Origin of the sequence: Microcoleus sp. T2B6 (assembly GCF_036700475.1) — a bacterium.
Taxonomy (GTDB): Bacteria; Cyanobacteriota; Cyanobacteriia; order Cyanobacteriales; family Microcoleaceae; genus Microcoleus.
Map to the genome: position 1 here is coordinate 12319 of NZ_JAUBOZ010000081.1, position 23820 is coordinate 36138.

The following is a 23820-nucleotide window of genomic DNA, read 5'->3' on the forward strand; positions in this document are numbered from 1 at the left end:
TCTAAAATCTAAAATCTAAAATCGCCTGACTGCTTCAAATCAAAAATCCCGGCTTCTTCAAGAAACCGGGGCGAGGTTTTCGATCGCAGTACAATTTTTTTTGGAGAGGGTTAATGGAGCGACCTACTCACTTCAATCTTATTGTTGGCAAAGCTTGACAGGAGAGAAAGTAGAAATACTCATCTCAACTTCTTGTGTGAGGGGACTAATCGGAAATCCTGACCCATCCGCGGCGGATGGCGTGCAGCAGGCGGTTGACTGCATCTCGGGCGTCTTCGCTGAGAGCGCTTTGGCAGAGTTCGCGCAATCCGTGGCTGTCAGTGCGAGTCAGATTGCCTGAATGAGTGACTTGATAGAACAGTTCAGCGATCGCGCGATCAGATTTTAAAGTCAGAGCTTGCATGAAATCTCGTTGAACTCGACTATTATAATATCGAGCATTTGAGAAAAGAGTAGGGTGATTGCAGTCGGGTAAGCTGTGTGATCGTTCTTGGCTCGATTTGTGACCGAAGTCGGCCAGTATACGTGAGTTAAATCACAGAAAACCCAAGACCTCGATCGCATAAGCTATAATTGGGGTGGTAGCCTCAAGGTTTGACAAAACCTCGAAAAGCCCTGAAGGCAAGGCGTTGAGTTCCCAAGACCGCCGCGCAGCGGGAGTAAGTCCGCTCAACATCGCAGGCTATGGACTCGGATAGCTGTGAAACTTTGGGTTTTAGACACTTGCAGCTTGCAGCTCAGGCCATAAAGTTGCGATCGGCGAGCCACACCCTGAGATACAATATTTATAAATACTCCTATCCCATCTATAGGCAGGCAGGTAAAAAAATGATAATGATGAGCTACTTTTCGATTGCCTTAATCGTTTTTCTTGTTTGGTTCAAAAGTTTTTGGAATGATACTGCCACATCTAAAACAGACGTGATATCTTGGATAGCCTTAATAATCGGTCCTCTGTTTTGGCCTGTTGTTCTGCCCCTATCCCTTTTGCAAATTACCAGCACAAAGTCTGTGGTACAAACAGCTCAATGCGATCGATAATTATAATAAATTGTGGAAGTAACTGGCTTCAACATAGTTGGTGATCTCCTCATAAATTATTCGGCGTGCATCGCTCATAGCAGCGAGTAATTTATATTGTTTAATTGTAAAAAAATGCAGCTAGAAGGTAGAATCCAATAAAAATGCTGAATCCTAAAACAGTATTTTTTGACCGCTATCAAATTCTGCCTTCTGCTTTTTGACAATCAAGCATCCAGGATACAAGCCTCCGGATTCATCGGTGGAGAAAGAAAAAACCTGTATCCGATAAAGGAGCCCCCGAATTTATCTCGCGCAAGTCAATGCTTCCAATCTAAAATCTAAAATCTAAAATCTAAAATCTAAAATCGATTGACCCCGCCCAAAAACCAGGGCTGTTTCATTCTCTTGTAGGGGCAGCCCCCCGTGGCTGCCCCAATCTCTGAAACACGAGCAAATCGTCGATGGGGAGGGTAGGCACGGGGGCACTGATGGGGAGGGTAGGCACGGGGGCACTGATGGGGAGGGTAGGCACGGGGGCACTACCCCTACAAAATTCATGTTTTTGGTGAGAATGAAACCGCCCTGCGCCCAAAAACGGATACAAGTTTCCCACAGGAGTCGGCAGCAGCCCAAAATTTTAGGCTCTTGTTGAATATCTCAGATTCATCTGTGGAATAAATCTCAAATCTCCAATCGTTCAACTAAGCGAGATTGACTCAGCCCTCGCTGAACGTCTCACGCCGAAGTCTCCAATCGACTGATGCCTAATTTTCTTCTGTCAATTTTCTTCTGTCAAACCGTGATTTAATGGTGTGGCTCAGTTAAAATTGTTCAGGCAAAATTGTCGGACTCAAATTATCGGACAGCGACCACAACATTTTTTTACCCAAAAATTATTTACCACCTCAACCAAGCTCAAAATTCATATGTAATGTAACATGGCTTGTTGCTTGTAAAAATATAACTTCAGACATATTTTCGCCTGCCGGTGACAAACTTAAGAATTTTCATTACCTCCGGCCACTGCGTACCATTAATCGAAGGTGGGAAAATCCTGGCGAGGCGTGGAAAAACAGCTAGGATCTTTGCCATTTAACCTTTTCCAGCTCCCTTTATTCAAATCGTAGCAGCTCTAAACAGGAAATTGTAGAGTTCGATTGCGCCCCAAATGCCTAACTCTTACCGCAGTTAGATAGACAATTAAAGGCAGAGACTGCAATATGAAATAGGCAACAAAAACTGTTTCAAATCTCAAGTACGACTTATTTTGGGCGATCGGGTCTCAGGAGTGTATAACGGCATCCAGCTAATTTTTTAGAGGTGCGAGATGTTTGGGAACTTCTAAAAAAAAGCGCCGTCACGGTATCCAAATTCGTTATTTCATAAAAAGTAGGAGTCCAAATGAACGAAGTATCTGAGAAACCAATTTATAGAGTTCTTAATCTATTGTCGCTGCTAGCGCTGGCATACTATGCAGCTACTTCCATCAATTATATTTTCGAGAGTGACGCTCAAATCTACAGGTACGATAGCCAGAGCAATTCCAACGCGTCACCAGCCCAACTAGCAGCACACCGCTAGGAATAAATAGTAGAGATTTTCTCTCAATTAATGCCGAATTAAATTTCGGAAAATTTGCTAATCGTTAACGATCAGCTCGAAGTTAACAACAATTAGTAAAAAACTATGGGCTAAAAAGTAAATAGTTTCACTCAGAGGTATTAGCGCTCGAATGGGGAGCACATCAATGAAAGCAGCCAACCTAGAAATTGGAGTTGGGAGGCAGGAGGCAGGAGGAAATAGGAAGAAAGAAGGAGCCAGAAGAAGTGTTTTTACAAATATTGAGATGATCCCATCGGATGTACTACAAAAATTAACTGTTTAATGGGTTCTCAAAAGAGACCAGAGTGATGAAAGGATGGGTAAGCATTTTCATCAGTAAAAGCATTAATAGCTTTATTAATCCCTTCATCAAGAACATTTGAAGGTGGATATGCTTGAGAAGGGAAAATCGCTTTGATTTTTGCCCAAGACAACTCTATCGGAGATAAATCCGGCGAGTATCGAGGTAAAAATTTTACCTTTGCTCCGATAGATACCATCAAAAAATTGACGGCTTCAGCATTATAAATAGGTAAATTATCCATACCTACAATTGCGCCAACCCATAACTGGAGCAGGAGTCGCCAGCAGCCCAAAATTTTAGATGCTAGTTCCAGTTCCCAGATTCATCTGTGGACTAAATCTAAAATCTAAAATCTAAAATCTAAAATCTAAAATATAGTGACAGTACCGTCACAAATCTACCGGCCAACCGTTCATCCCAACTTCACCAAAAGAAGATCGCTGCATTGTCGGATTTGGCGGATGGATGCGGCTCATGGTTGAAATGACGGAGAGGGGTTGAAAAACTGGGTTTTTTAGCCAAAACCCTACATTGATCGTGAGGGATTTGGCGGGAAACATCAAGGTGATGAGGCTCAAAAGTCCGTCAGGGACTGTGTTGGGATGCACTTGTGATTGAATGCGGCCTCCAGCGTGCGAGGACTTGCTTTCAAAGCCAGCTAAAAAATTTTGATTTCTGGGGAACTATTGGCGAAAATCAAAAGTCAAGTCAACAACAGTGTACTTAAAAGAAGTCGCAGCTCAGTTCCAGCCCCATTGCGGGCGATCGAACTCTCCGGCGATGACAGTGCCCGCGGGCCCGGTGCAAGTTCTCAATCTTGAGAGCAGACTCCCATTAAAAATGGTCTCTGTGTATCTTCCGGCTATTGTTTTAATAATGACTAGCCACACCGACGGTCATTATGGTAAACTCGCAAACGTTTAAGTGGAATATTTTCGTGTTAGAAGAGGCAGTGGTGGAGTCGAGAGTCAAAAGCAGGAAACAACCGATATTTGCTGCTCAACGAATACAGGATTCAACTCGCGCTCCGAGGCTCGCTGCTGACAATTTAAATTACATGACAGCTTATAGCAGCCGGGTCAATTAGGGTCTCAACCGATGTCCGGTTTCATTTATTGAATCCCTTTGGAGGGAAAAGTGTATTGTAGAAAAATGATTGATCTTTTAGGAGGAGTGTAAATGACACAGGTAACAAATCCAACAACACAACCAGCAAGTTCACTGCCAGGTGGTGTGGCTGGCGGTGGCTTTACCGTTATCGGCACCCAAGGCGACAACAGGTTGAACAATGGCCTCGCCGGCAACGATATCATCCAGACTTTTGCGGGCGCTGATGTCATCGCTGCTAGCACTGGCAACGACCTCGTTTTTTCCGGTGGCGGGAATGACAGTGTAGGCGGCGGCGACGGGAACGATAGCATCGTTTCTGGTTCGGGCAACGATGTGGTCGCTGGCGTTAGTGGCGATGACTTCATCTTTGCTGGTAAAGGGGATGACCTCGTAGACGGCGGTGATGGAAATGACACTATCTCTGGTGACAGAGGTAACGACACCGTACTCGGCGGAGGTGGCAGCGACTACGTACTCGGCGGCCAAGGCAGGGATGTTGTTGGTGGCGGCGATGGTAACGACACTCTCTACGGCGGTAAAGACAACGATACTGTCGATGGTGGCGCTGGGAATGACTTTATCTCTGGTGACAGAGGAGATGATGTGCTTACGGGCGGTTCTGGCAGCGATACGTTCTTCTTCGCGAGTGCTGGTGGCGAATTCGGCCGAGACACGATCACTGACTTTACTCCAGGCGAAGATAAGATCCGCTTGAAGCAGGGCGGTGTGTTCGCTGGTTTGGGCAGCACGTTCGAGGCAAGCGAGTTTGTCGTCGTTTCTGGTTTCAACGAAGCTACTCCAGGAGCAGCCACGACGAACAAGTTGGTCTACGACCCAACAAGCGGTAAGTTGTTCTTCAACGGCAGCAACGGAGTGCTAACTGTTGCTCAGTTGCAGCCTAACCTGACAATTACCTCGAACAGCTTCGAGTTGTTCTAAAACAATTGGCTGTTGTGGGGCGGCATCGGATAAGATTCGGGGCTGTTCTCACAAAGCCGGTAGTTTTAAAGGATTTCAACCTCACTCTGCCACAAGCGGGGTGAGGTTGAAATATTCAATGCAGGAACTACAGCAGGGGTAGTTAAAAAAAATCATCGACAGTTATTGATAAAATTAATCGATCGCCCGATGGGGAAAAATATAAATCAATACGCTTGGGTTAAGGTCGATCCCCCCGGCGCCAAGGGCGGGCACGGGGGCACCGCCCCTACAAGGGGGAGGCACGGGGGCATCGCCCCGGCGCCAAGGGCGGGCACGGGGGCACCGCCCCTACAAGGGTGGGACAAGAACTTACTCTTGCGTCGCCCAACAACCAGGGATGCTGCAAGGGATATCGCCCGGAATAAATATTTTTAACGCAAGCGTATTGAAATATAAATACAAAGTTTTTAAATTAGAATTTCTAGGTTTTACTGAAGCGGTAAAGAAACCGCAACTGCTGGCTAGCAATGAGCACTGAAGAATATATCCGGCAAGCCCAAATTTATTTGAACCGGGGGAAGTTAACTGAGGCGATCGAGTTTTGCAAACAGGCGATCGAACTTCAACCGTTTTCGCCCTCGGCTTACACGACTTTAGGCGAAATTCTCGAAGCTCAAGGCGATCCGACGGCGGCAAGAGACGCTTTTGTGCAAGCTTTGGAGATTTCGCCGCAGTTTTTTCTGGCTCATGCTTATTTGGGTCAACTTTACAGCGACTATGCGTGGCTGGATGAGGCGGTTTTTCACTACCGACAAGCTCTGGATTTGAAACCAGATTGGGCAGAAGTTAATTATAACTTGGGAAATGTTTTTCACAAGCAGGGTAATTTGTTGGGGGCGATCGACTGTTACCGAAAGGCGATCGCCCAAAAACCGGATTATCTCGATGCTTTATACAATCTGGCTGTGGTTTTAGATGAAAATAGTCAGTTCGAGGAGGCAATGGATACCTACCGACAGGTGATTGCCCTGGCGCCGGATTACGTGAAAGCTTATAGCAATCTGGGTGTGATTTTGCTAAAGGACGATCGCGCGGCTGAGGCGATCGAAGTTTACCAGCGGGCGATCGAGATTAAGCCGGATTGGGCGACGCTGTACAATAATTTGGGTCAAGCCTTGCTGGACAAAAGTCCCGATCGGGCGATCGCATCTTACCTCACAGCTATTGAGTTGGAGCCGGACATGGTTTTGGCTCACTACAATCTGGGGAAAGCGTGGCAATTACAGGGGGAACATTCGGCGGCGCTTGCTTGTTTCGATCGCGCGATCGAGATTAATTCCGACTATATTTCAGGCTATACAGACGCCGGGTTTTCTTTGATGGTTTTGGGCAAAATTGCTGAAGCCATGCCTTATTTTCAGCGGGCGATAGCTCTGAAGCCTGATTTTGTTGAAGCTTACTGCCGCTTAGGAGACAGGCGCAGAGTGGCGGCGGTAGATGATGATGAATTGTCAAGGGCGATCGCTGCGTGCGATCGATTTCTCACAGCATTGATGGGAAGTTCGGCAACGGATTTTGTAGCGGATGTAACGGATGTAACGGATGTCACGGATGTCACGGATTTAACTGATTTAAAAGTAAATAAAAAAGATGGTGTGGCTAGATATTTGTCAAGTGCAGCTTGCGAATTACCTGTTGCTGAAATTTGCGATTATTTAGCAGAAATATACCTGCATTTGGGAAATGCTTTAACAGAGTACGGCGGGCACGAATCTGCCGCCGCTTATTATCAAAAAGCTTTGCAAATTCAACCACAGAATGCAGAGATTTACTGGCGGGTGGGAAATTCCTTAGCCCAGCAAAAGCGGTTCATTGCAGCAATTGCAGTTTACCGCATGGCTTTGACGATTCAACCTGCTTTACCGCAGGTTTATTTTGAGTTGGCAAAACTGCTGGAAAAACAGGGGCGCTGGGAACGGGCGCTCGATTATTATCAAAAAGTTTTAGAGTTGCAATTGCACGGGTATGGGGAGCAGAAAAAGTGGAAAAAACAGAGCTTTATCTGGCCTGATAGCACTTCTATAAAACCTCCTCACGCTATTTATTTATCGAGCTGGGATTGGCTGGTTAATGCTAAGTTGGATTCAGAGAATTATGTGGAAATATTTTGGAAGCCTGCACCAGAAGCAAGTGCAGAAAATATTCCGAATTCCCAATTTGCGAGATCCAATTCCAAATTGGCAAATTCCGATTGTACCGGGTTAACTTGCGGGCTGTGTTTGCAGCGACTTTCTAAGTGGTTCGATCCGGTGCATTTGGGTTGGGGAGTTTGCCGTTTGTCCAACTCGCAACCGCTACCTGTACAGTCGCCCAAAACTTTTGTGGCGGCAATTCCCAACGGGCGAGTTTGGATTGTGCCGCAGGAAAATTATTGGATGGTTTGCAAGGCGATCGCTGTAATTACTCCTGACAATTATTTGTTGGCTGATGTGTCGAGAGATTATCCGGGGTTTTTGCCGGGATGCGAAAAGCATGATGTTAGAAAACACAGCGTTTTTCAGTTAGAATCCTTTCCAGCTTTAAAGCAAATTGACGGCAGCGTGGCGGTGCTTTCTGGTTTGTCGGGAAATGTCTATTTTCACTGGATGGTTGATGTTTTGCCGAGGATAGAATTGCTGCGGCTCAGCGGTAGGGATTTGGCGGAGATTGATTGGTTTTTGGTCAATAGTTGTCAGCACCAATTTCAGCGGGAAAGTCTGAGAATTCTGGGCATTCCCGAAGAGAAAGTCTTGGAGAGTGATCGCTTGCCTCACATTCAAGCAACAGAATTAATTGTACCGTCTTTTGCGGGATATTTGGGCTGGCCTTCTGGGTGGGCGATGGATTTTTTGAGGCGGGAGTTTCTCAAGGGAATTCTACCTAGTTCGAGCTATCCCAAACGCATTTACATCAGCCGCAGCAAAGCAAGATACCGACGAGTTTTGAACGAGGAAGATGTGGTTGAGGTTTTGGAGAAATTTGGCTTTGTTTGTATTTTGCCGGAGTCGATGTCTTTGGCAGAGCAAATTGCTCATTTTTACCACGCTGAGGTAATAGTTGCTGCCCACGGCAGCGGCTTGACAAATACGATTTTTTGTGGCAAGGGAACTAAAGTAATTGAGTTGGTGTCGCCTCACTATATCAGCCATTATTACTGGGGAATCAGTCAATATTTGCAGTTGGAACATTACTTTTTAGCGGGCGAGGCTTTTGAATGCTATCCTATTAGACAGTTGATGTATCAGAATTCGCTGACTGAGGATATTTTAGTGAACTTGAGTTCGCTGAAAAGGATGGTTGAGGTGGTGGGTTTGAGTTAGTTGGTGTCTGGAGCAAGTTTAATTATGCCCTCGATTGAGAAGATGGAAAAGGCAGCGGTTGATTTGAGTCGGCAAGCAGAAGTTTATTTAGCCGAAGGAAAGTTGAATGAGGCAGTTGCTGCTTGCGAGTCAGCGTTGAAAATTGAACCGAATTTGGCAGCAGCGTGTCAGACGCTGGGAAAGGTGATGCAGGTTCGAGGTGAAATCGAGCAAGCTAAGCAGTGGTATGAAAGGGCGATCGATCGCAATCCAAATTTGCCGGAAGTTTATGCTAATCTCGGCATTTTGTATTCTCAAGAAAAACAGTGGGAAAAGGCGATCGCCACTTGTGAAAAAGCGATTTCTTTAGTACCGAATTTTGCTGCTGTTTACCGCCAGTTGGCGAGAATTTGGACGCAGTTAGAGAAGCGAGAAGAGGCGGCAGACTGTTGGTATCAAGCTTTTAATATTGAGCCGAATTGGGCAACGGCTGAGGAGTACGTGACTCTGGGAAATAGTTTGGTGGAATTGGGAAAGTGCGATCGCGCTATGGAGTGTTATTCGCGCGCAATTAAGTTAAACCCGCAACTGGCAACAGCTTATCACAATTTGGGGGAAATGCTGGTTGGCCAGAAGCGGTGGGATGAGGCGATCGCCAATTACCGACAAGCCATTGCCATCAATCCAAATTCGTTTGAATCTTACCACAGTTTGGGTAAAACTTGGGCGGAGCGAGGAGAATTAGATCGGGCGATCGCCTGTTACCGCAAAAGCCTCGAACTCAATCCCAACTACGCTCGTGCTTACGTGGGTTTAGGTAATGTTTTCGCGCAAAAACGCGACTTTGATGCAGCCATTAAATGTTACCGTCAGGCTCTGGAAATTAATGATAATTCCTACTGGACATACAATTGCTTAGGAGACGCTTTGGCTCAAAAACAACTGTGGCCCGAAGCTATTAGTTGCTACCGCAAAGCTATTGAAATAAATCCAAATATCCCTTGGTTTTATGTCAATTTGGGAATTGCCTTCACCTGCGAACAATCCTGGGATGAAGCTGTTAGCGCTTACCTGCACGCGGTTCAGATTGAGCCGAATTTGACGGGGATCAATCAGAGGTTGGGATATGTTTTGCGGAAGCGAAGCGAATCGGACTTAGACAGCACAATCCAAACTTATTGTCAAGGTATCGAGGTACTTGCAAGCGGGAAAATTTACCACAAATTGCTGGGAATTGAGTTAGATGGAGCAGAGTTTTATATAAATTTAGGCAATAGTTTAGCGAAACAGAAGCAGCTTGAAGGTGCGATCGTATTTTATAGCATGGCACTGCAAATTGAACCCAATGCTGCGGAAGTTGTCGCCCAACTCAATGATGTTCGGGCGAAACAACAGGAGTTATACGCACAAATTGCCACTTACCGTCGCCAAATAGAAATCGCTCCGAGCAATGCTCAGCCTTACAACGATTTAGGAAATATTTTACCGCAATTAGGGGAATTAGAAGAAGCAATTATTTGCCACCAAAAAGCGGCAGAATTGAGGAGTTGGCCTGAGTGTGCGGCGAAAAATTATCAATTTACCCAAGATTGGTTTACCCACAATATTCCTATTTGGAAATTGCATTTGCAGGAATTTACCGGAATTGCGGATTTTCAAGTGGTGGAAATCGGCAGTTTTCAGGGAATGTCGGCTTGCTGGCTGCTGGATAATATTTTAACTCATCCCACGACAAAGATTACTTGTATTGATTTGTATTTTCAACAACAGTTTAAGGGCAATATTGTTAAAACGGGAGCAGCAGATCGGGTAATTGAATTAGAAGGTTACTCTCAAGATTTGTTAGTGAATTTGAATTCGGAATATTACGATGTTGCTTACATTGACGGCTGTCACAAACCCACAAGTGCTCTGCAAGATGCGATTTTATCTTGGAGGTTGGTGAAAGTTGGGGGATTGATGATTTTTGACGATTACGAGTTTACCTTTCCCGACAGCCCGGAGCAAGATACTAAAATTGGGATAGATGTTTTTTTGGAGATGTTTGGAAGTCAGTTAGAAGTAGTACACAAAGGCTATCAACTGATTGTTAAAAAACTCGGCAATCAAAGTTTGGGCGCCGAGCAAACTCTGTTGTCTCTGGGTTGGGAAAAGTTGGGGGATATTGCGGCGAATTCCGGTTATTTGGATGAGGCGATCGCCCGCTATCAAACAGCTATTAAAATTAAGTCGGGCAACTACTTAACTTACCACAATTTGGGTAAAGCTCTGCAAGAGAAAGAACTGTTTGACGAAGCTCGGGCAGCTTACCAACGGGCGATCGCACTCAACCCTAATTTTAGTTGGTCTTACCACTTTTTGGGGGAAACTTTGCAGGCGATGGAGGAACACGAGGAAGCCACTGTTGCTTACCGCAAAGCTATTGAGTTAAATCCCGATTTTTGTTGGACTTACAACAATTTAGGCGATGTGCTGATGGAGCTTTCTGAGTGGGAGGAAGCTGCTGTTGCTTACCGCAAGTTAGTTGAACTGAATCCCGATTTTTGTTGGTCTTACGACAGATTAGGTAAGGCTTTGATTGCATTGGAAAACTGGGAAGAAGCGGCGGCGGCTTACCGCAAAGCTATTGAATTAAATCCCGATGATTGTTGGTTGTACAATAGTTTGGGAGAAGTTCTGGAATTACAAGAAAATTGGCCCGAAGCAGCAGCGGCTTTTGGTGGTGCTATTGAGCTAGAATCCGATCATAGTTGGCTGTACAAAAAGTTAGGCGATGCACTGCGGAAGCAAGGGGAATTGGAAAGGGCGATCGCCATTTATGAAAAAGGTATCAATCTCGATCCAAAATCCTGCTGGTGTTACGAAGGATTGGGTTTGAGTTTAATGGCTAAACAGCAGTGGGAACCTGCAATCACTAATTTAGTTCAAGCCCTGCAAATTAAACCCGATTTGTTTGAAGTTTACGATAACATAGGTTATGCTCTGGAACAACAAGGAGAAGTCAATGAGAGCGATCGGGGAGAATACAGCAATCTAATCTTACCCTTAAGTATTCTCAAAAAATACTGTGGGTTTACAGAAGATTTGACCGTTGCAGCAGAATCCAATCCGCACCTCACCTGCATTGACATCCATCCTGCGAGTCAAATCAATTTATCTGATTCCAAAACAATCGACAGCAGCCGCAGATTTTGGGAACATCAAAGTCATTCCAGAAAAGCTTTTGTTGCCGTATTGCCAAACGGACGAGCTTGGGCAGATGTTGTGACTACCGCCGTCATTACTTCAGACAATAAACTTGTTACTGATATTTCAATGGGCTGTTCTGAATTGGTAATCACTTCCGACAAATTGCCTCCCGCTGAACACGTCGATGGAAATGTGGCTTTTTTATCGGCTCGCTGGGGTGGAGCCGCTTATTTTCATTGGATGTTTGATGTGATGACGCGATTTGACCTTTTGCAGCGGAGCGGATTGATAGAAACTATAGATAAGTTTGTTGTCAATGCCTCGGATTCTTCCTACCAAGCCGAAACTTTAGAGACTTTAGGAATTCCTCAAGATAAACTTTTAGAAAGTCGCTGCAATTTACACATTACAGCCGATAAATTAATAGTTCCGTCAATATTTTATGACGGAGCGGGAGCGGTTTCTAAATGGAAGTGTGAATATCTTAAACAGACATTTTTAAATGAAAAACCGCCACTAAACACAGACTATTCAGAGCGAATTTATATCACCCGCCAACAAGCATCCTATCGGCGAATCGTCAATGATGAAGAGGTAATTAAATACTTAGAAAAATTGGGGTTTCGCAGTGTTAAGTTGGAAACTATGTCGGTAGCGGAACAAGCATCGTGTTTAGCTGCTGCTAAAGTAGTTGTCGCACCTCACGGAGGGGGGTTGACTAATCTAGTTTTTTGCAGTCCGGGAACCAAGGTAATTGAGATTTTTTCTCCCCTTTACGTGCCGCATTGTTATTGGATGATTAGCAATTTGTGCGCTTTGGAACATTACTATTTACTTTGCGATTTGGTGGATGACCAAACTCAGAAATATCCGGGACATAAAGATATACGGGTGGATTTGAACTCGCTGGAAAAATTAATGAATCTTGCAGGAGTTTTGCATGGATAATGACTACCACAATCTGGGTAATTCTCTGCAAGAAAGCGGTCGGTTTAATGAGGCTGTTGCTGTTTACAAGCAAGCTATTGAATTAAATCCTAATTTTTCGTGGTCTTATCACAGTTTGGGCGATGTTTTGCTGAAACTTGAAAAATGGGAGGAAGCTGTCGCTGCTTACAAAAACGCTGTTGAGTTAAATCCCGATTTTTCTTGGTCTTATCACAATCTGGGCGATGCTTTGCTGAAACTTCGGCGATGGGAAGAAGCTGCTGCTGCTTACCGCTGCGAGATTGCACTCAACTCGGATTTTGCTTGGTCTTTTTGCAATTTAGGCGACGCTTTAACTCAACTCAAACAGTGGGATGAAGCTATCGCCGCGTATTTAAAAGCTATTGAAATTGACGGAGATTTGCCGGGAATTTACGAGAAGTTGGGATACGCTCTCGGACAAACAGAGTCGGATTTAAACTTAGTGTTAGAACAATCTCAATTGCAAATTACACCGGAAAATTGGGAGTTTTATTTGCACTTAGGAGAGAATTTAGCCAAGTACGATCGCCCAAAAAGCGCAATTATTTTTTACCAAGCTCTCTTGACAGCTATGCCTAATTATGGTAATGTTTCAGCGAAATTAGAGGAGTTGTTGCAGCAGCAAGAAAAGTGCAATAGCGCATTAGCCTCATCTCGCGCAACAGTCGCCCAAAAACCCGATGATTGCTGGTCTTATTACAATTTAGGTGCTGTTCTGAGCCACCAAAAATATTGGGAGGAAGCGGCGGCGGCATTTTTTCAAGCAATAGAAATAAATCCCGATCTTCCTTGGTGGTTTTATTACAATTTGTGGGAAGTTTTTGTTAGGCAAAACAAGCTAGATGAAGTTGAGAACTTGTGCCGCGAAGTTGTTGCAGCTAAACCGGAGGCTTTTTGGCCTTATCTGAATTTGGGGGAAGCTTTGACGAGGCAAGGTAAAATTGCTGAGGCGATTGATTTTTATCGAACTGTCAGTTACAAACAAAGTTTGGCATCTCTTATCAGTAAGAGAACAGGCAAGATGCCTGTTCCACAAGCAGATACAGGCAAGATGCCTGTTCCACAAGCAGATACAGGCATCTTGCCTGTTCCACAAGCAGATACAGGCATCTTGCCTGTTCCACAAAATTGGAACTTAAAAGCCGTTAAAGTTCCTAACTTTATAATTATTGGTTCTCAGCGGTGCGGCACGACTTCTCTGTATACTTATTTAGCTCAACACCCGCGAATTTTGACTCCGATTAAAAAGGAGATGGATTTTTTCTCGTGGCACTTTGACAGAGGGATTGATTGGTATTTGGCTCATTTTCCCCCAATGCCTTCGGGAGAGGAATTTGTAACTGGCGAAGCAAGTCCAAGCTATTTTGACTGTCGGGAAGCACCGGAACGACTCTACAGCCTGTTTCCAGAGGCTAAACTGATTGTACTTTTGCGAAATCCGGTCGATCGGGCGATTTCTCAATTTTACCGCTTGACTGACTTAAATTGGGAAGCGCGATCGCTCGATCGAGTAATTAGCGATGAAGTTGAACGGTTGAATCAAAATCCAGAATACATCATCGGCGAGGAACCGGGGAATTATTTAGCTCGCGGTAGGTACATAGAATTTATCAAAAACTGGCGGACTTTCTTTCCCCAAGAACAGTTGTTAATTTTGAAAAGCGAAGATTTTTATGCAGGTGCGGCCACAACTGTCAAGCAAGTTTTAGAATTCTTAGATTTGCCGGAATATCAATTGTCTGAATACCAAAATGCTAATCCCGGTTCTTACCAGCCGGTCAATGAATCGGTTCGCGATTGGTTGAGCGATTATTTCCGACCTTACAATCAGGAATTAGAGGAATATTTGGGGAGGGAGTTTGATTGGGAATAAAGTTGAGCTAAGATTAGAACAACTTGTAAGGAGGTAATACCGATGCTGACGATCGAGCTAGATACGCTACTTAAGGAACAAGCACTCCAACGCCAAGATCCTGAAGATCGCTACATTACCGATAGCGCCAACTGGGAACAATACGAGACACTGCTGAATCGGATTGGAGATACAGCGGGATATCGAGTTACTTATTTAGATGGAGTTTTGGAAATTATGTCGCCTTCTCGCCGCCATGAAAGTAGAAAAACTCGCATTGGAGATCTGCTGCTTATTTATTTTGTAGAAGCTGACATCGAATATTTCCCTTTTGGGTCTACAACTCTGCGACAAGAGGAAAAACGTGGCGGTACGGAACCGGATGAAGCTTACTGTATTGGCACAGATAAAGAATTTCCCGATTTGGTAATTGAAGTGATTGTTACCAGTGGCAGCATCAATAAACTAGAACTGTATAGAAGGTTGAATGTGCGAGAGGTTTGGTTCTGGCGAAATGACCGATTTTCTATCTACCATTTGCGAGAAGAAATTCCGGTTGAATTCGTGTCCAACTGCGGTTATGAATTAATCACACAAAGCGAATTGCTGCCAGGAATTGATATCGATATGTTGACAGAATGTGTAAAAAATCCTCACCCGTTAGCAGCAGCAAAGGAATGGAGACAGAATTGCCGACCTACTTAACCCTCTTTTGTCAGTTTCGGCAGAAAATAATCTGGGATGGTTACATCATAAGGCTTTTACCAAAAACCTTGATTTGGGCCATTCTGTTAGAAAATAAATGCTCAAATCCTTGATCTATCTACAGTTGAAAATTTGGTTCTCATTTTTAATTTTCCAGAGTGACAAAAGAGGGTTAAACAGCAAGTTTTAAATCTGCTATCTGTCGCAAAGACAATGAACTGAGCTCGCGCGCGCGCCCAAGTCCGAGAAAAAAACTCGCCTCCCCTTGACAACTCATACTCGTTATGAGTACGCTATAATAAGCAAAGGAATTGAACCCAAGTACCCAAGAATTTAAAATCATGCTGACGAACCAAGAAGGTCAAAGAGTACCCAAAGTCACCTTTCGCACTCGCAAAGACAACGAGTGGGTCGATGTCACCACCGATGATATATTTGCAGGCAAAACCGTAGTGGTCTTCTCGCTGCCAGGAGCTTTTACTCCCACTTGTTCGTCAACGCACCTCCCCGGTTACAACGAATTGGCCAAAGTTTTCAAAGAAAACGGCGTAGATGAAATCGTTTGTATTTCCGTCAACGACACCTTTGTGATGAATGAGTGGGCCAAAGACCAAGAATCAGACAATGTGACGTTAATTCCCGACGGTAACGGCGAATTTACCGAAGGCATGGGAATGCTGGTAGACAAAACAGATTTAGGCTTTGGCAAGCGGTCTTGGCGTTATTCGATGCTGGTAAAAGATGGCTTGGTTGACAAAATGTTTATTGAGCCTGATGAACCGGGCGATCCTTTCAAAGTGTCCGATGCCGAGACGATGCTCAACTACATTAACTCCGCAGCAGCCAAGCCGAAGGTAGTTTCGCTGTTTACAAAAATGGGCTGTCCCTTCTGCGCTAAGGCTAAGGCACTGCTGAGTAAACATGGCTTTGATTATGAAGAAATCGTCTTGGGCCGGGAGATCACAACCAAATCGCTCCGGGCTATGACTGGGGCTACAACTGTGCCGCAAGTATTTATCGACGGCAAGTTGATCGGTGGTTCCGAAGCCCTAGAGTCTTATTTGGGTGTTGCTTAGTTAAACACAAATACTTAGCTTGCAGGTGCCCAGTGTACACCTTCGTTGTAGGGTGCGTACTGTGCGCCTTTGCCGTATTTGGCGGTATTTAGCCTGATCGAGCTTTCGCGTCACAAGTTCGATCGGTCTATTTATCCATTCTCGTGCCACAATTACTGGGGAAGTAATATTAAAAACGCAAGAAAGGGGAGTGAACGATCGTGGATTTGAGTTTAGTCGCGTCAAATATCTTAAATCCGCCCATATTAGCTTTTTTCATGGGAATGCTGGCAATTTTTCTCAAATCTGATTTAGAAATTCCAGCGCCCATCCCCAAACTGTTTTCGCTCTACCTGCTGTTTGCGATCGGATTTAAAGGCGGCGTCGAACTATCCAAAAGCGGAATTGACCAGCAAGTTGCCCTGACAATTTTGGCAGCGATGCTGATGTCAATGCTCGTACCCGTTTATACTTTTTTCATATTGAGGATCAAACTCGACTCCTACAATGCCGCCGCGATCGCAGCCACCTACGGTTCCATCAGCGCCGTCACATTTATCACCGCAACCTCCTTCCTCACAGCACAGGGGATCGACTTTGACGGTTACATGGTAGCCGCGCTAGCATTAATGGAATCCCCAGCAATTATAGTTGGTCTGATTCTAGTCAGTGTATTTGGGGGGGAAGAAGGAAAACGCGAAATAGTTTGGTCAGAAGTGTTGCAAGAAGCATTCCTAAACAGTTCAGTTTTTCTGCTGATTGGCAGCCTAATTATGGGCATAATGACAGGAGAACATGGTTGGGAAGTTATGAGTCCGTTTACTCAAGACTTGTTTTACGGAGTTCTGACTTTTTTCTTGCTAGACATGGGGCTGGTTGCTGCTAGCAGAATTAAAGATTTGCAAGAAGCAGGAATTTTTCTGATCGGCTTTGCAATCCTAATTCCCATAGTCAACGCAGTAATTGCTTTGGTAATAGCCAAATTAATCGGAATGCCGCAGGGAGACACTTTGCTGTTTGCCGTATTGTGCGCGAGTGCTTCTTATATAGCAGTACCAGCAGCCATGCGCCTAACTGTTCCCGAAGCGAATCCAAGTCTTTACATTTCAACTGCCTTAGCAGTGACATTTCCATTTAATATCATTGTAGGCATTCCCCTGTATCTATACGGAATCAATATGTTTTGGAGGTGAGATGATGGAGTCAGTCAAAAGAGTAGAAATCATAGCCCACTCAGTGGAGCTCGGCAAGATTTTAGACGGTTTAGACAAAGCGGGCGTACCCGGTTATTCGGTGATTCGTGATGTGGCTGGAAAAAGCACTAGGGATCACGTTTCCCGTGATTCATCAATGACGGCGCTGGATAACATTTATGTGCTTGCTTTTTGTTCACCAGCTCAAGTTTCAGCAGTTGCAGAAAACATTAGACCCGTGCTCAATAAATTTGGTGGGTCGTGTTTTATTTCAGATGCGGTGGAATTGCTAATTACTAGGTGCGTCGGGTAGTCATTAGTCATTAGTAATTAGTAATTAGTAATTAGTCATTAGTCATTAGTCATTAGTGATTGGTGATTATACCAATTCGGAAAATTTGAGCTACACATATAGCAATCCTCGCATCATTTGTGAATTTCTTACTCCCTCCCCGCGAGTTCGGGGAGGGTTGGGGTGGGGTAAAAAATTTACGACTCCTGCAAGGATTGCTATAGATTGTACGCCATATGTGTATGGACACGGCAGTGCTGTGTCCTTGCGCGTATCTGCGACTTTCATCCTAGGCTTTGGTTCCCACAATCGCCACTGGTGAGAATGCCAATCCGTTTCGCCTTTTGGATAAGTTTTTTATTATTACTTTAGCCTGATTTAAAAAAGGCAATTTGGAAAATATTTTCTGTCTATTATAGCACTTTTACAAGTTGACAAAAATCAGCCATTAGCCATTAGTCAGCGGTCTTTTCAGGATTAATTGCCCTTCCCAGCCGCGGCAGAATTCAGAATTCTTAAGAGATAGAAAAGAATCAGTTGCAAAAATCCGTAAGCGTGGTAAATTCTAAGCCACAACAGGCGATCCTCTTCGTTGGCGTAGCCCCCGTAGGGGCGGGCGTCGCTAACGCCCGATCGACTAACGATATTTTCAATAGGAGTTTAAACATGGCTGCATTAAAAGTTGGCATCAACGGATTTGGTCGCATCGGACGGCTAGTCATGCGCGCCGGCATCAAAAACCCCAACATCCAATTTGTCGGCATTAACGACTTAGTTTCGCCAGAAAACCTGGCTTATCTTTTCAAATACGACTCCACCCACGGCATTTACGACGGCGAAGTTGAAAGCAAACCAGACGGGATTGTCGTTGACGGACTATTTATCCCCTGCACATCGATTAGAAATCCGGCAGAATTGCCCTGGGGTAAAACCAGCGCAGATTATGTTGTAGAATCTACCGGATTGTTTACAGACTTAGAAGGCGCATCAAAACACTTGACCGCAGGAGCAAAACGAGTAATACTTTCAGCACCGACAAAAGACCCGGAAAAAGTTCCAACTTTTCTAGTAGGCGTCAACCACCACAAATTTGACCCGACAAAAGATACGGTTGTTTCTAATGCTAGCTGTACGACGAATTGTTTAGCACCAATTGCCAAAGTAATCAACGATAACTTCGGCTTGGAAGAAGGTTTAATGACGACAGTTCACGCAATGACAGCTACTCAACCAACTGTAGACGGCCCCAGCCAAAAAGATTGGCGGGGAGGACGCGGTGCGGCTCAAAATATTATTCCATCTTCGACCGGTGCAGCAAAAGCTGTTACTTTGGTGTTGCCAGAATTGAAAGGAAAATTGACGGGAATGGCTTTGCGGGTGCCAACTCCCGACGTGTCTGTAGTTGACCTTACTTTCAAAACGGCGAAGGAAACTAGCTATAAAGAAATTTGCGAGGCAATGAAAAAAGCTTCGGAGGGCGAACTCAAAGGCATTCTTGGATATACTGAGGATGCGGTGGTTTCGACAGATTTTCAGGGCGACGCGCGATCGAGCATTTTCGATGCAGGTGCGGGAATTGAACTGAATTCTAAGTTTTTCAAAGTTGTTTCCTGGTACGACAACGAGTGGGGTTATTCTAGCCGCGTGATTGACTTAATGCTGTCGATGGCCGAGAAAGACGGAATTTTGAATAATTAATTTTTTTGGGGGTGGCATTTTGGGCGGGCTCGCGTGCCCAACCCCTACTCCCCACAAACAAATTCCTAGGATATTTTGTGGAACGGGCATCTTGCCCGTTTCTGATAATGTTACCTAATGTAAGTTAAACTTTTTTTGTTTCCGATTCGATCGCGCTTATGTCTGAATTACCACCGCTGAATAACGAAACTATTTGGGCTATTCTCAACGAAGAAATCGACGATGCTGCCGTCAACCGATTAGTTTGGCTGTATCTGGGCTACCGCTGGGATGCCGAGACTGGCAAGTGGAACAGTGCAGGTGTTGCAGCCGAGTGGCGGCAAGAGTACCCGGAACCGCCGGATTTTATCGATTCTAGGCCGGCGACGGTGAAATTGACTCGATCGACCCCCCCAGAAAACAAGCAGTTGCTGAAGGAAAAATTGGGCTTTAAAGGCTATAAAATTGGGGAATTCGGGCCGAGACAGACTCGCAGGGCGACGATGGCTAATTGGTTGATGGGTTTTATCGAATCTGGGGCGTAAAAGGAATTTTGGATGGCTGCGCGGTTGTGGCCACCGTTAAAGTACAGAGATAGGAGATTTTTTGGCAGGAAAACCCCTAAATCCCTATAAAGGATTGAAACTTTGATTAAACTCTTCCTCTCTTTCTCTGTGTCCTCTGCGTCCTCTGCGGTTAATTAACAAAAATTAAGCCTGTTGAAAGTCAAAACACACTAAAACCAGCCAATTCCAACATCCTCACCCCGAACCCTGACACCGGACTGCGGCAGACTTTATGTGTATACTTTGAGGTCAAAAGGTTTCAACCGCCGCCTTCATAAAGGGACTAATAAACCCGGATTTGGTATTAATTATTTTCCGGGCGATTGTGCTAACAGATTTGATATAAGCGAAGGATTTTAAACTCGAATTCAATTAACTAGATCGCCAACGCTTCAGCCTTATTTTGCTGGTTCTTGCTGCACCTGCCAATTGCCTCAACCCAGGTACACGGTCCCACCAATTAGGAGTGATGTCACTAGGGGAACTCCTTTGCCACCCCAGGTTTGGAGAAGCAATCAAGGTGACAACATCGGGATTTTGAGATCGGAAAGTAGAATAAGCTCCGTCGAGGTGCATCGGGCCGCCGTCGGGATGTCCCGGAGGTCGGTGTTGCACTTCTTCCAGAAACCGCAGGAGGCGATCGAAAATCCTGCCATTGACAGCGTAAAAATGAGTGGTCATTACCCCCCCAGAAAAGGGTACGAGGGCGACAGGAGACTTTTGTTCAACCTCTTCGACGTGTCCGAAGTAGACGAAATCCCAATCTTGCTGACACAGTTGTTGGAGGATAACAGCTTGGTCTGTTCTGAACTTTGCTGAAATTTCTAGGTCGTCTTCTACAATCAAAATATTGCTCAACCCCTTGTCTTTTGCCTGCTTGAGGATACCTACATGACTGGAAAAGCATCCCCTCGCCCCAATGCTGGGGAAACCTCCTGCTTCGTCGGGGCGGATTGCGGGAAATATCTCAACCTTATTGGGCGTGAGGGGCATTCCTGCTTTCTCTAATTCCTTGACTATGAGTTGCCGTCGGTCTTTCCTTTCAGGGAGATTTACCGCATAAACTCCCTGGAAATAGTCTGTAATTTTCGTCATAGTTTTATCTCGAATCAAGAAGTTGAGGAATCTTCGGCTTGAGCGGTCTCAAATTTTATTTTAGGTCTGTGTCTGCCTTAAACTATTCTATTTTTAGCAAGCTGCATCTTCCATTTTCCTAAACTTACTCAAATTACCTCGGCAGGATGTACTATTAACAGTTTAATTAGCATTGGGATTTGAGTCAGAAGCAACGCATTTCCCCTGTTGAGTTGGGTTTAAGGCTAGGTTAGACACTACTTTAGAAACAGCAGCTTGTTCTTGAATCCATCCGATTTCCCCCGGTTGCAGCTTGGCGCTTTCTACTTCAACTGTTGGCTTAACTACCGGGGAAGGCGAGGGAGTGGGACTTGCCACAGCGGGAGATGGATTCAGTGTCGGTTTTGAAACTGTAGAAAAATCTTTATTTGACTCGGGTTTGGGAGAGTTCGATCGCACTATTTCAGGAATCGAACAAACTTTCAATTCCAGCCAATTGCCTTGAGGCGTAAGCTGTTTGTTTGTCACCTGCAAAACGCTGCCGGCTGGGACTGTTCCTTTGACAGTCAACTCACCGATTGCGCCTCGCAAATCCAAGCGATCGCCCTCTTTTCCCAATTCCCCAGCCCCAGAACTTTTAATCTCTATAAACGAGCCTGTTTCTAAAGATTGGACAGGAGAAGCTACAGATTCAACTGTTTTCTCCGGCGTCCTTCCAGCCTTAATTAAACCGCCTTTCCCGAAAATCGACTCCCCGGCAGTATCGATCGCGCGACCCACCGGAGGGATGAAAAAATAAGCAAATACACCCCCCAACCCTAATAAAAATAAAATTTTCAGCAGCAGCCAAAATAAACTTTTGCTTTTTTCCGGCGGTAACAACAGCGTTTTTCCTTGAGAATTCCCCTCGCCCAGGCTTGTGCTTTCGGTCAAATCCGTTGGCATATCCTCGCTATCGGAAATTAGTTCGATCGGCGTATCTAAAGGTGCGACAGACAGTTCTGTAAAAGTATTGCCGTCTTCCCTCAAATGTGCTTGACAGTGAATTAAAGCAACAGTGACGTTATCGTGACCGTTTCTAGTATTAGCAATCTCAATCAGTCGATCGCGCGCCTTAGCCAAATTAATGCTACCGTCGAGAATTGGCAAAATCTCCGCTTCCCAACATTCCTCAACCCGGTCTTTATCACTCAAACCGTCGGAACACAGCAGCAAAACGCAGTCTTCATCCACTGGAAAACGCTGCACAGTCGGGTGCAAAGTGTTGGACGAAGTAATCCCCAAAGCTTGAATCAGAGCTCCGGCGGCCACTTGTTCCAAAGCATCCCGGTAGAGAGAGTAGCCCAAACGCACCTCGCGGCAAGCCACATTATCATCGAGAGTAACTTGATAGCAGCCGGTGCGGGTAATCCAGTAAGCCCGACTGTCTCCGACGTGGGCGACATAGAGTTCGTGAATGTGGGCTAAACCCATAACTAGCGTAGTTCCCATCCGCTGGCGGCCTTGGCGGTGTTCGCTGTCGTTGCGACTGGCTATTTTGTCATTAGCAGCACAAGCCGCCCGTTCCAGCTTGGAAGTCAGGCTCAACGGGTCCCAATTAGCCTGATGCAGGGGCATTTGCTGCAACTTGTCGCGCAGCACACCAATTGCTTCTTCCGAAGCGACTTCGCCGCCGTCTTGTCCACCGATACCGTCGCAGACGATCGCGCAAGCTTCCGCCCCCGGATTTCCTGCCAACAGCGTACCGCTGGGCGGATAGCAAGCATCTTCGTTGTGAGCCCGGGATCTGCCTACATCCGTGCCCGTGGCAATTTCAACGTGACGATCGTAAAATCGGCCGCACTTTGCCAAAGCTTTATCCAACTGGCCCATTAGTTGTTCGCCGTGGCGCACTTGACCGGCAACCATTTGCTGGCAAAGTTGCCTCAAAAAATTGGCAATAGCCGGGTGAGCATCTTCGAGCCACTGCTGCCACAATTTGCCCAACTGCGACAAATGAGGCTGTTTGCGATCGGGCTGCAATTCCAGAAACCGCACCAATTGCCCTTCCACCCGTAGCAGTTCGGGAGTCAGCAGCGTCGAAGCGACGCCCTGAGCGATACACGGCTGCCACAACTGGGCCATTTGCCACAGCCAATTGAGTTGGCGCATCGCTGCGGCTCCTTTCCAGGAATCCGCCAATTCCGGCATTAAAGATTCCGTCACCTTCAAAATAGGCACGTTTTCCAGCAGCCAGATATCTCCCGATAGCTTGCTCATCTTGGACGATACCAGACCGTATACTTGAGGTACGTGCAACTGATAGGCAAACAGTCTCAGATAAGGAGTGACAACACTCGGAATCTCATCGGGCAGTTCCGGCAAGTGTTCGGGTTGAGTATCGACAAGAAGTCGATCGCGCTTGACCAAGTAGCGACCAGCGATCAGATCGCCTGGCTTACACCCTTTGATCCCTTCACCTAAAGCCCATAAGTAGTGTTTTGCCACAGAGTTTTGCATAAGGGTTCCTGACGCCTTGGGGCAAGCGTGCTGATCTGAACTATTTTAGCGATTGAACCTCGACGGGTTGATACGTGGCGATTATTTGACACCCCCGCTTTCTCAACAGACGGAGATTCTTAAGACTTCGCAGTCCTAATCTCCTGATTTTTCAGGTTTCCGGGCTCACCACGTTTCCACTGTTGTGTGCGTAGTGATATCTGACTTTCCCCAGTCTAGGGGTAGGTTTTAATGTCTTGTACTGACACGAACAGTTTACCATTTTGTTGACGGTCGGATGAATCTTGCTATGAGCTTTCACGGTTAGACGATCGCGCCACACCCCAGTCATTGGCTTGAAATCACCAAAAAACTGGGTGGAGCGAAGCGGAGGGCTGAAGCCCCGTCCTTATAGGACGGCTTTACATTGAATTAAATCCCCTTTCGGGGTCGGAGAGGGAATTTTATGCAA

Annotated in this window: 18 protein-coding genes; 13 read left to right on the forward strand and 5 right to left on the reverse strand. The window is 45.5% G+C overall.

Annotation, left to right across the window (positions count from 1 at the left end; translation table 11 throughout):
* Positions 1-205 precede the first annotated feature (205 nt).
* Positions 206-403 carry a hypothetical protein gene (locus QUA00_RS26925; RefSeq protein ID WP_333104105.1) on the reverse strand — a complete coding sequence of 66 codons (198 nt, stop codon included), beginning with the start codon at positions 401-403 and terminating at the stop codon, positions 206-208.
* Between the two features lie 1586 nt (positions 404-1989).
* Positions 1990-2115 (reverse strand): hypothetical protein, encoded by a 126-nt coding sequence (locus QUA00_RS26930; RefSeq protein WP_333146033.1) that lies wholly within the window; start codon positions 2113-2115, stop codon positions 1990-1992.
* A 309-nt stretch (positions 2116-2424) separates the two neighbouring features.
* Between QUA00_RS26930 and QUA00_RS26935 the strand changes: the two genes are divergently transcribed.
* Positions 2425-2604 carry a hypothetical protein gene (locus tag QUA00_RS26935; protein WP_333144313.1) on the forward strand — a complete coding sequence of 60 codons (180 nt, stop codon included), beginning with the start codon at positions 2425-2427 and terminating at the stop codon, positions 2602-2604.
* A 166-nt stretch (positions 2605-2770) separates the two neighbouring features.
* Entirely contained in the window at positions 2771-2908 is a 138-nt protein-coding gene (locus QUA00_RS26940) for a hypothetical protein (RefSeq protein WP_333144312.1), read from the forward strand.
* Positions 2909-2915: 7 nt separating this feature from the next.
* On the opposite strand, the gene QUA00_RS26945 is transcribed toward QUA00_RS26940, so the two are convergent.
* The gene (locus QUA00_RS26945; protein ID WP_333144311.1) at positions 2916-3221 is read right to left on the reverse strand and encodes a transposase; all 306 of its coding nucleotides are present in this window, start codon (positions 3219-3221) and stop codon (positions 2916-2918) included.
* 609 nt (positions 3222-3830) lie between these two features.
* Here QUA00_RS26945 and QUA00_RS26950 point away from each other — a divergent pair.
* The 11 genes from QUA00_RS26950 (at position 3831) to QUA00_RS27000 (ending at position 19775) form a co-directional block, all read left to right on the forward strand.
* Positions 3831-4016: a hypothetical protein gene (locus QUA00_RS26950; protein ID WP_333284350.1), complete on the forward strand. Its 186-nt coding sequence runs from the start codon at positions 3831-3833 to the stop codon at positions 4014-4016.
* Positions 4017-4108: 92 nt separating this feature from the next.
* Positions 4109-4978 (forward strand): calcium-binding protein, encoded by an 870-nt coding sequence (locus QUA00_RS26955; RefSeq protein WP_333284348.1) that lies wholly within the window; start codon positions 4109-4111, stop codon positions 4976-4978.
* A 509-nt stretch (positions 4979-5487) separates the two neighbouring features.
* Positions 5488-8319 (forward strand): tetratricopeptide repeat protein, encoded by a 2832-nt coding sequence (locus QUA00_RS26960; RefSeq protein WP_333284346.1) that lies wholly within the window; start codon positions 5488-5490, stop codon positions 8317-8319.
* Between the two features lie 24 nt (positions 8320-8343).
* Positions 8344-12435: a tetratricopeptide repeat protein gene (locus QUA00_RS26965; protein WP_333411783.1), complete on the forward strand. Its 4092-nt coding sequence runs from the start codon at positions 8344-8346 to the stop codon at positions 12433-12435.
* The gene (locus QUA00_RS26970) at positions 12428-14329 is read left to right on the forward strand and encodes a tetratricopeptide repeat protein (protein ID WP_333411784.1); all 1902 of its coding nucleotides are present in this window, start codon (positions 12428-12430) and stop codon (positions 14327-14329) included. Before QUA00_RS26965 ends, QUA00_RS26970 begins: the two co-directional genes overlap by 8 nt.
* 42 nt (positions 14330-14371) lie before the next feature.
* Positions 14372-15013: a Uma2 family endonuclease gene (locus tag QUA00_RS26975; RefSeq protein ID WP_333306257.1), complete on the forward strand. Its 642-nt coding sequence runs from the start codon at positions 14372-14374 to the stop codon at positions 15011-15013.
* A 341-nt stretch (positions 15014-15354) separates the two neighbouring features.
* Complete coding sequence (locus tag QUA00_RS26980) at positions 15355-16089, forward strand: glutathione peroxidase (RefSeq protein WP_333144305.1); 735 nt, start codon at positions 15355-15357, stop codon at positions 16087-16089.
* Positions 16090-16289: 200 nt separating this feature from the next.
* Positions 16290-17261: a sodium-dependent bicarbonate transport family permease gene (locus QUA00_RS26985; RefSeq protein WP_333144304.1), complete on the forward strand. Its 972-nt coding sequence runs from the start codon at positions 16290-16292 to the stop codon at positions 17259-17261.
* A 4-nt stretch (positions 17262-17265) separates the two neighbouring features.
* The gene (locus QUA00_RS26990; protein ID WP_015174010.1) at positions 17266-17574 is read left to right on the forward strand and encodes a P-II family nitrogen regulator; all 309 of its coding nucleotides are present in this window, start codon (positions 17266-17268) and stop codon (positions 17572-17574) included.
* A 645-nt stretch (positions 17575-18219) separates the two neighbouring features.
* Entirely contained in the window at positions 18220-19251 is a 1032-nt protein-coding gene (gene gap, locus QUA00_RS26995) for a type I glyceraldehyde-3-phosphate dehydrogenase (RefSeq protein WP_333411786.1), read from the forward strand.
* Positions 19252-19409: 158 nt separating this feature from the next.
* On the forward strand, positions 19410-19775 hold the full coding sequence (locus QUA00_RS27000; RefSeq protein WP_333144302.1) for a DUF1823 family protein: 366 nt from the start codon (positions 19410-19412) through the stop codon (positions 19773-19775).
* Between the two features lie 393 nt (positions 19776-20168).
* Here QUA00_RS27000 and QUA00_RS27005 read toward each other — a convergent pair whose 3' ends face one another.
* Both QUA00_RS27005 and QUA00_RS27010 read right to left on the reverse strand, forming a co-directional pair.
* Positions 20169-20891 (reverse strand): glycosyltransferase family 25 protein, encoded by a 723-nt coding sequence (locus tag QUA00_RS27005; RefSeq protein ID WP_333144301.1) that lies wholly within the window; start codon positions 20889-20891, stop codon positions 20169-20171.
* A gap of 162 nt (positions 20892-21053) precedes the next feature.
* Entirely contained in the window at positions 21054-23369 is a 2316-nt protein-coding gene (locus QUA00_RS27010) for a protein phosphatase 2C domain-containing protein (RefSeq protein ID WP_333411785.1), read from the reverse strand.
* Between the last annotated feature and the right edge of the window lie 451 nt (positions 23370-23820).

Coding starts and splice junctions, on each gene's coding strand:
- QUA00_RS26925 (WP_333104105.1), bottom strand. CDS start 403: ATGCAAGCTCTGACTTTAAAATCTGATCGCGCGATCGCTGAACTGTTC.
- QUA00_RS26930 (WP_333146033.1), bottom strand. CDS start 2,115: ATGGCAAAGATCCTAGCTGTTTTTCCACGCCTCGCCAGGATTTTCCCA.
- QUA00_RS26935 (WP_333144313.1), top strand. CDS start 2,425: ATGAACGAAGTATCTGAGAAACCAATTTATAGAGTTCTTAATCTATTG.
- QUA00_RS26940 (WP_333144312.1), top strand. CDS start 2,771: ATGAAAGCAGCCAACCTAGAAATTGGAGTTGGGAGGCAGGAGGCAGGA.
- QUA00_RS26950 (WP_333284350.1), top strand. CDS start 3,831: ATGGTAAACTCGCAAACGTTTAAGTGGAATATTTTCGTGTTAGAAGAG.
- QUA00_RS26955 (WP_333284348.1), top strand. CDS start 4,109: ATGACACAGGTAACAAATCCAACAACACAACCAGCAAGTTCACTGCCA.
- QUA00_RS26960 (WP_333284346.1), top strand. CDS start 5,488: ATGAGCACTGAAGAATATATCCGGCAAGCCCAAATTTATTTGAACCGG.
- QUA00_RS26965 (WP_333411783.1), top strand. CDS start 8,344: ATGCCCTCGATTGAGAAGATGGAAAAGGCAGCGGTTGATTTGAGTCGG.
- QUA00_RS26970 (WP_333411784.1), top strand. CDS start 12,428: ATGGATAATGACTACCACAATCTGGGTAATTCTCTGCAAGAAAGCGGT.
- QUA00_RS26975 (WP_333306257.1), top strand. CDS start 14,372: ATGCTGACGATCGAGCTAGATACGCTACTTAAGGAACAAGCACTCCAA.
- QUA00_RS26980 (WP_333144305.1), top strand. CDS start 15,355: ATGCTGACGAACCAAGAAGGTCAAAGAGTACCCAAAGTCACCTTTCGC.
- QUA00_RS26990 (WP_015174010.1), top strand. CDS start 17,266: ATGGAGTCAGTCAAAAGAGTAGAAATCATAGCCCACTCAGTGGAGCTC.
- gap (WP_333411786.1), top strand. CDS start 18,220: ATGGCTGCATTAAAAGTTGGCATCAACGGATTTGGTCGCATCGGACGG.
- QUA00_RS27000 (WP_333144302.1), top strand. CDS start 19,410: ATGTCTGAATTACCACCGCTGAATAACGAAACTATTTGGGCTATTCTC.
- QUA00_RS27005 (WP_333144301.1), bottom strand. CDS start 20,891: ATGACGAAAATTACAGACTATTTCCAGGGAGTTTATGCGGTAAATCTC.
- QUA00_RS27010 (WP_333411785.1), bottom strand. CDS start 23,369: ATGCAAAACTCTGTGGCAAAACACTACTTATGGGCTTTAGGTGAAGGG.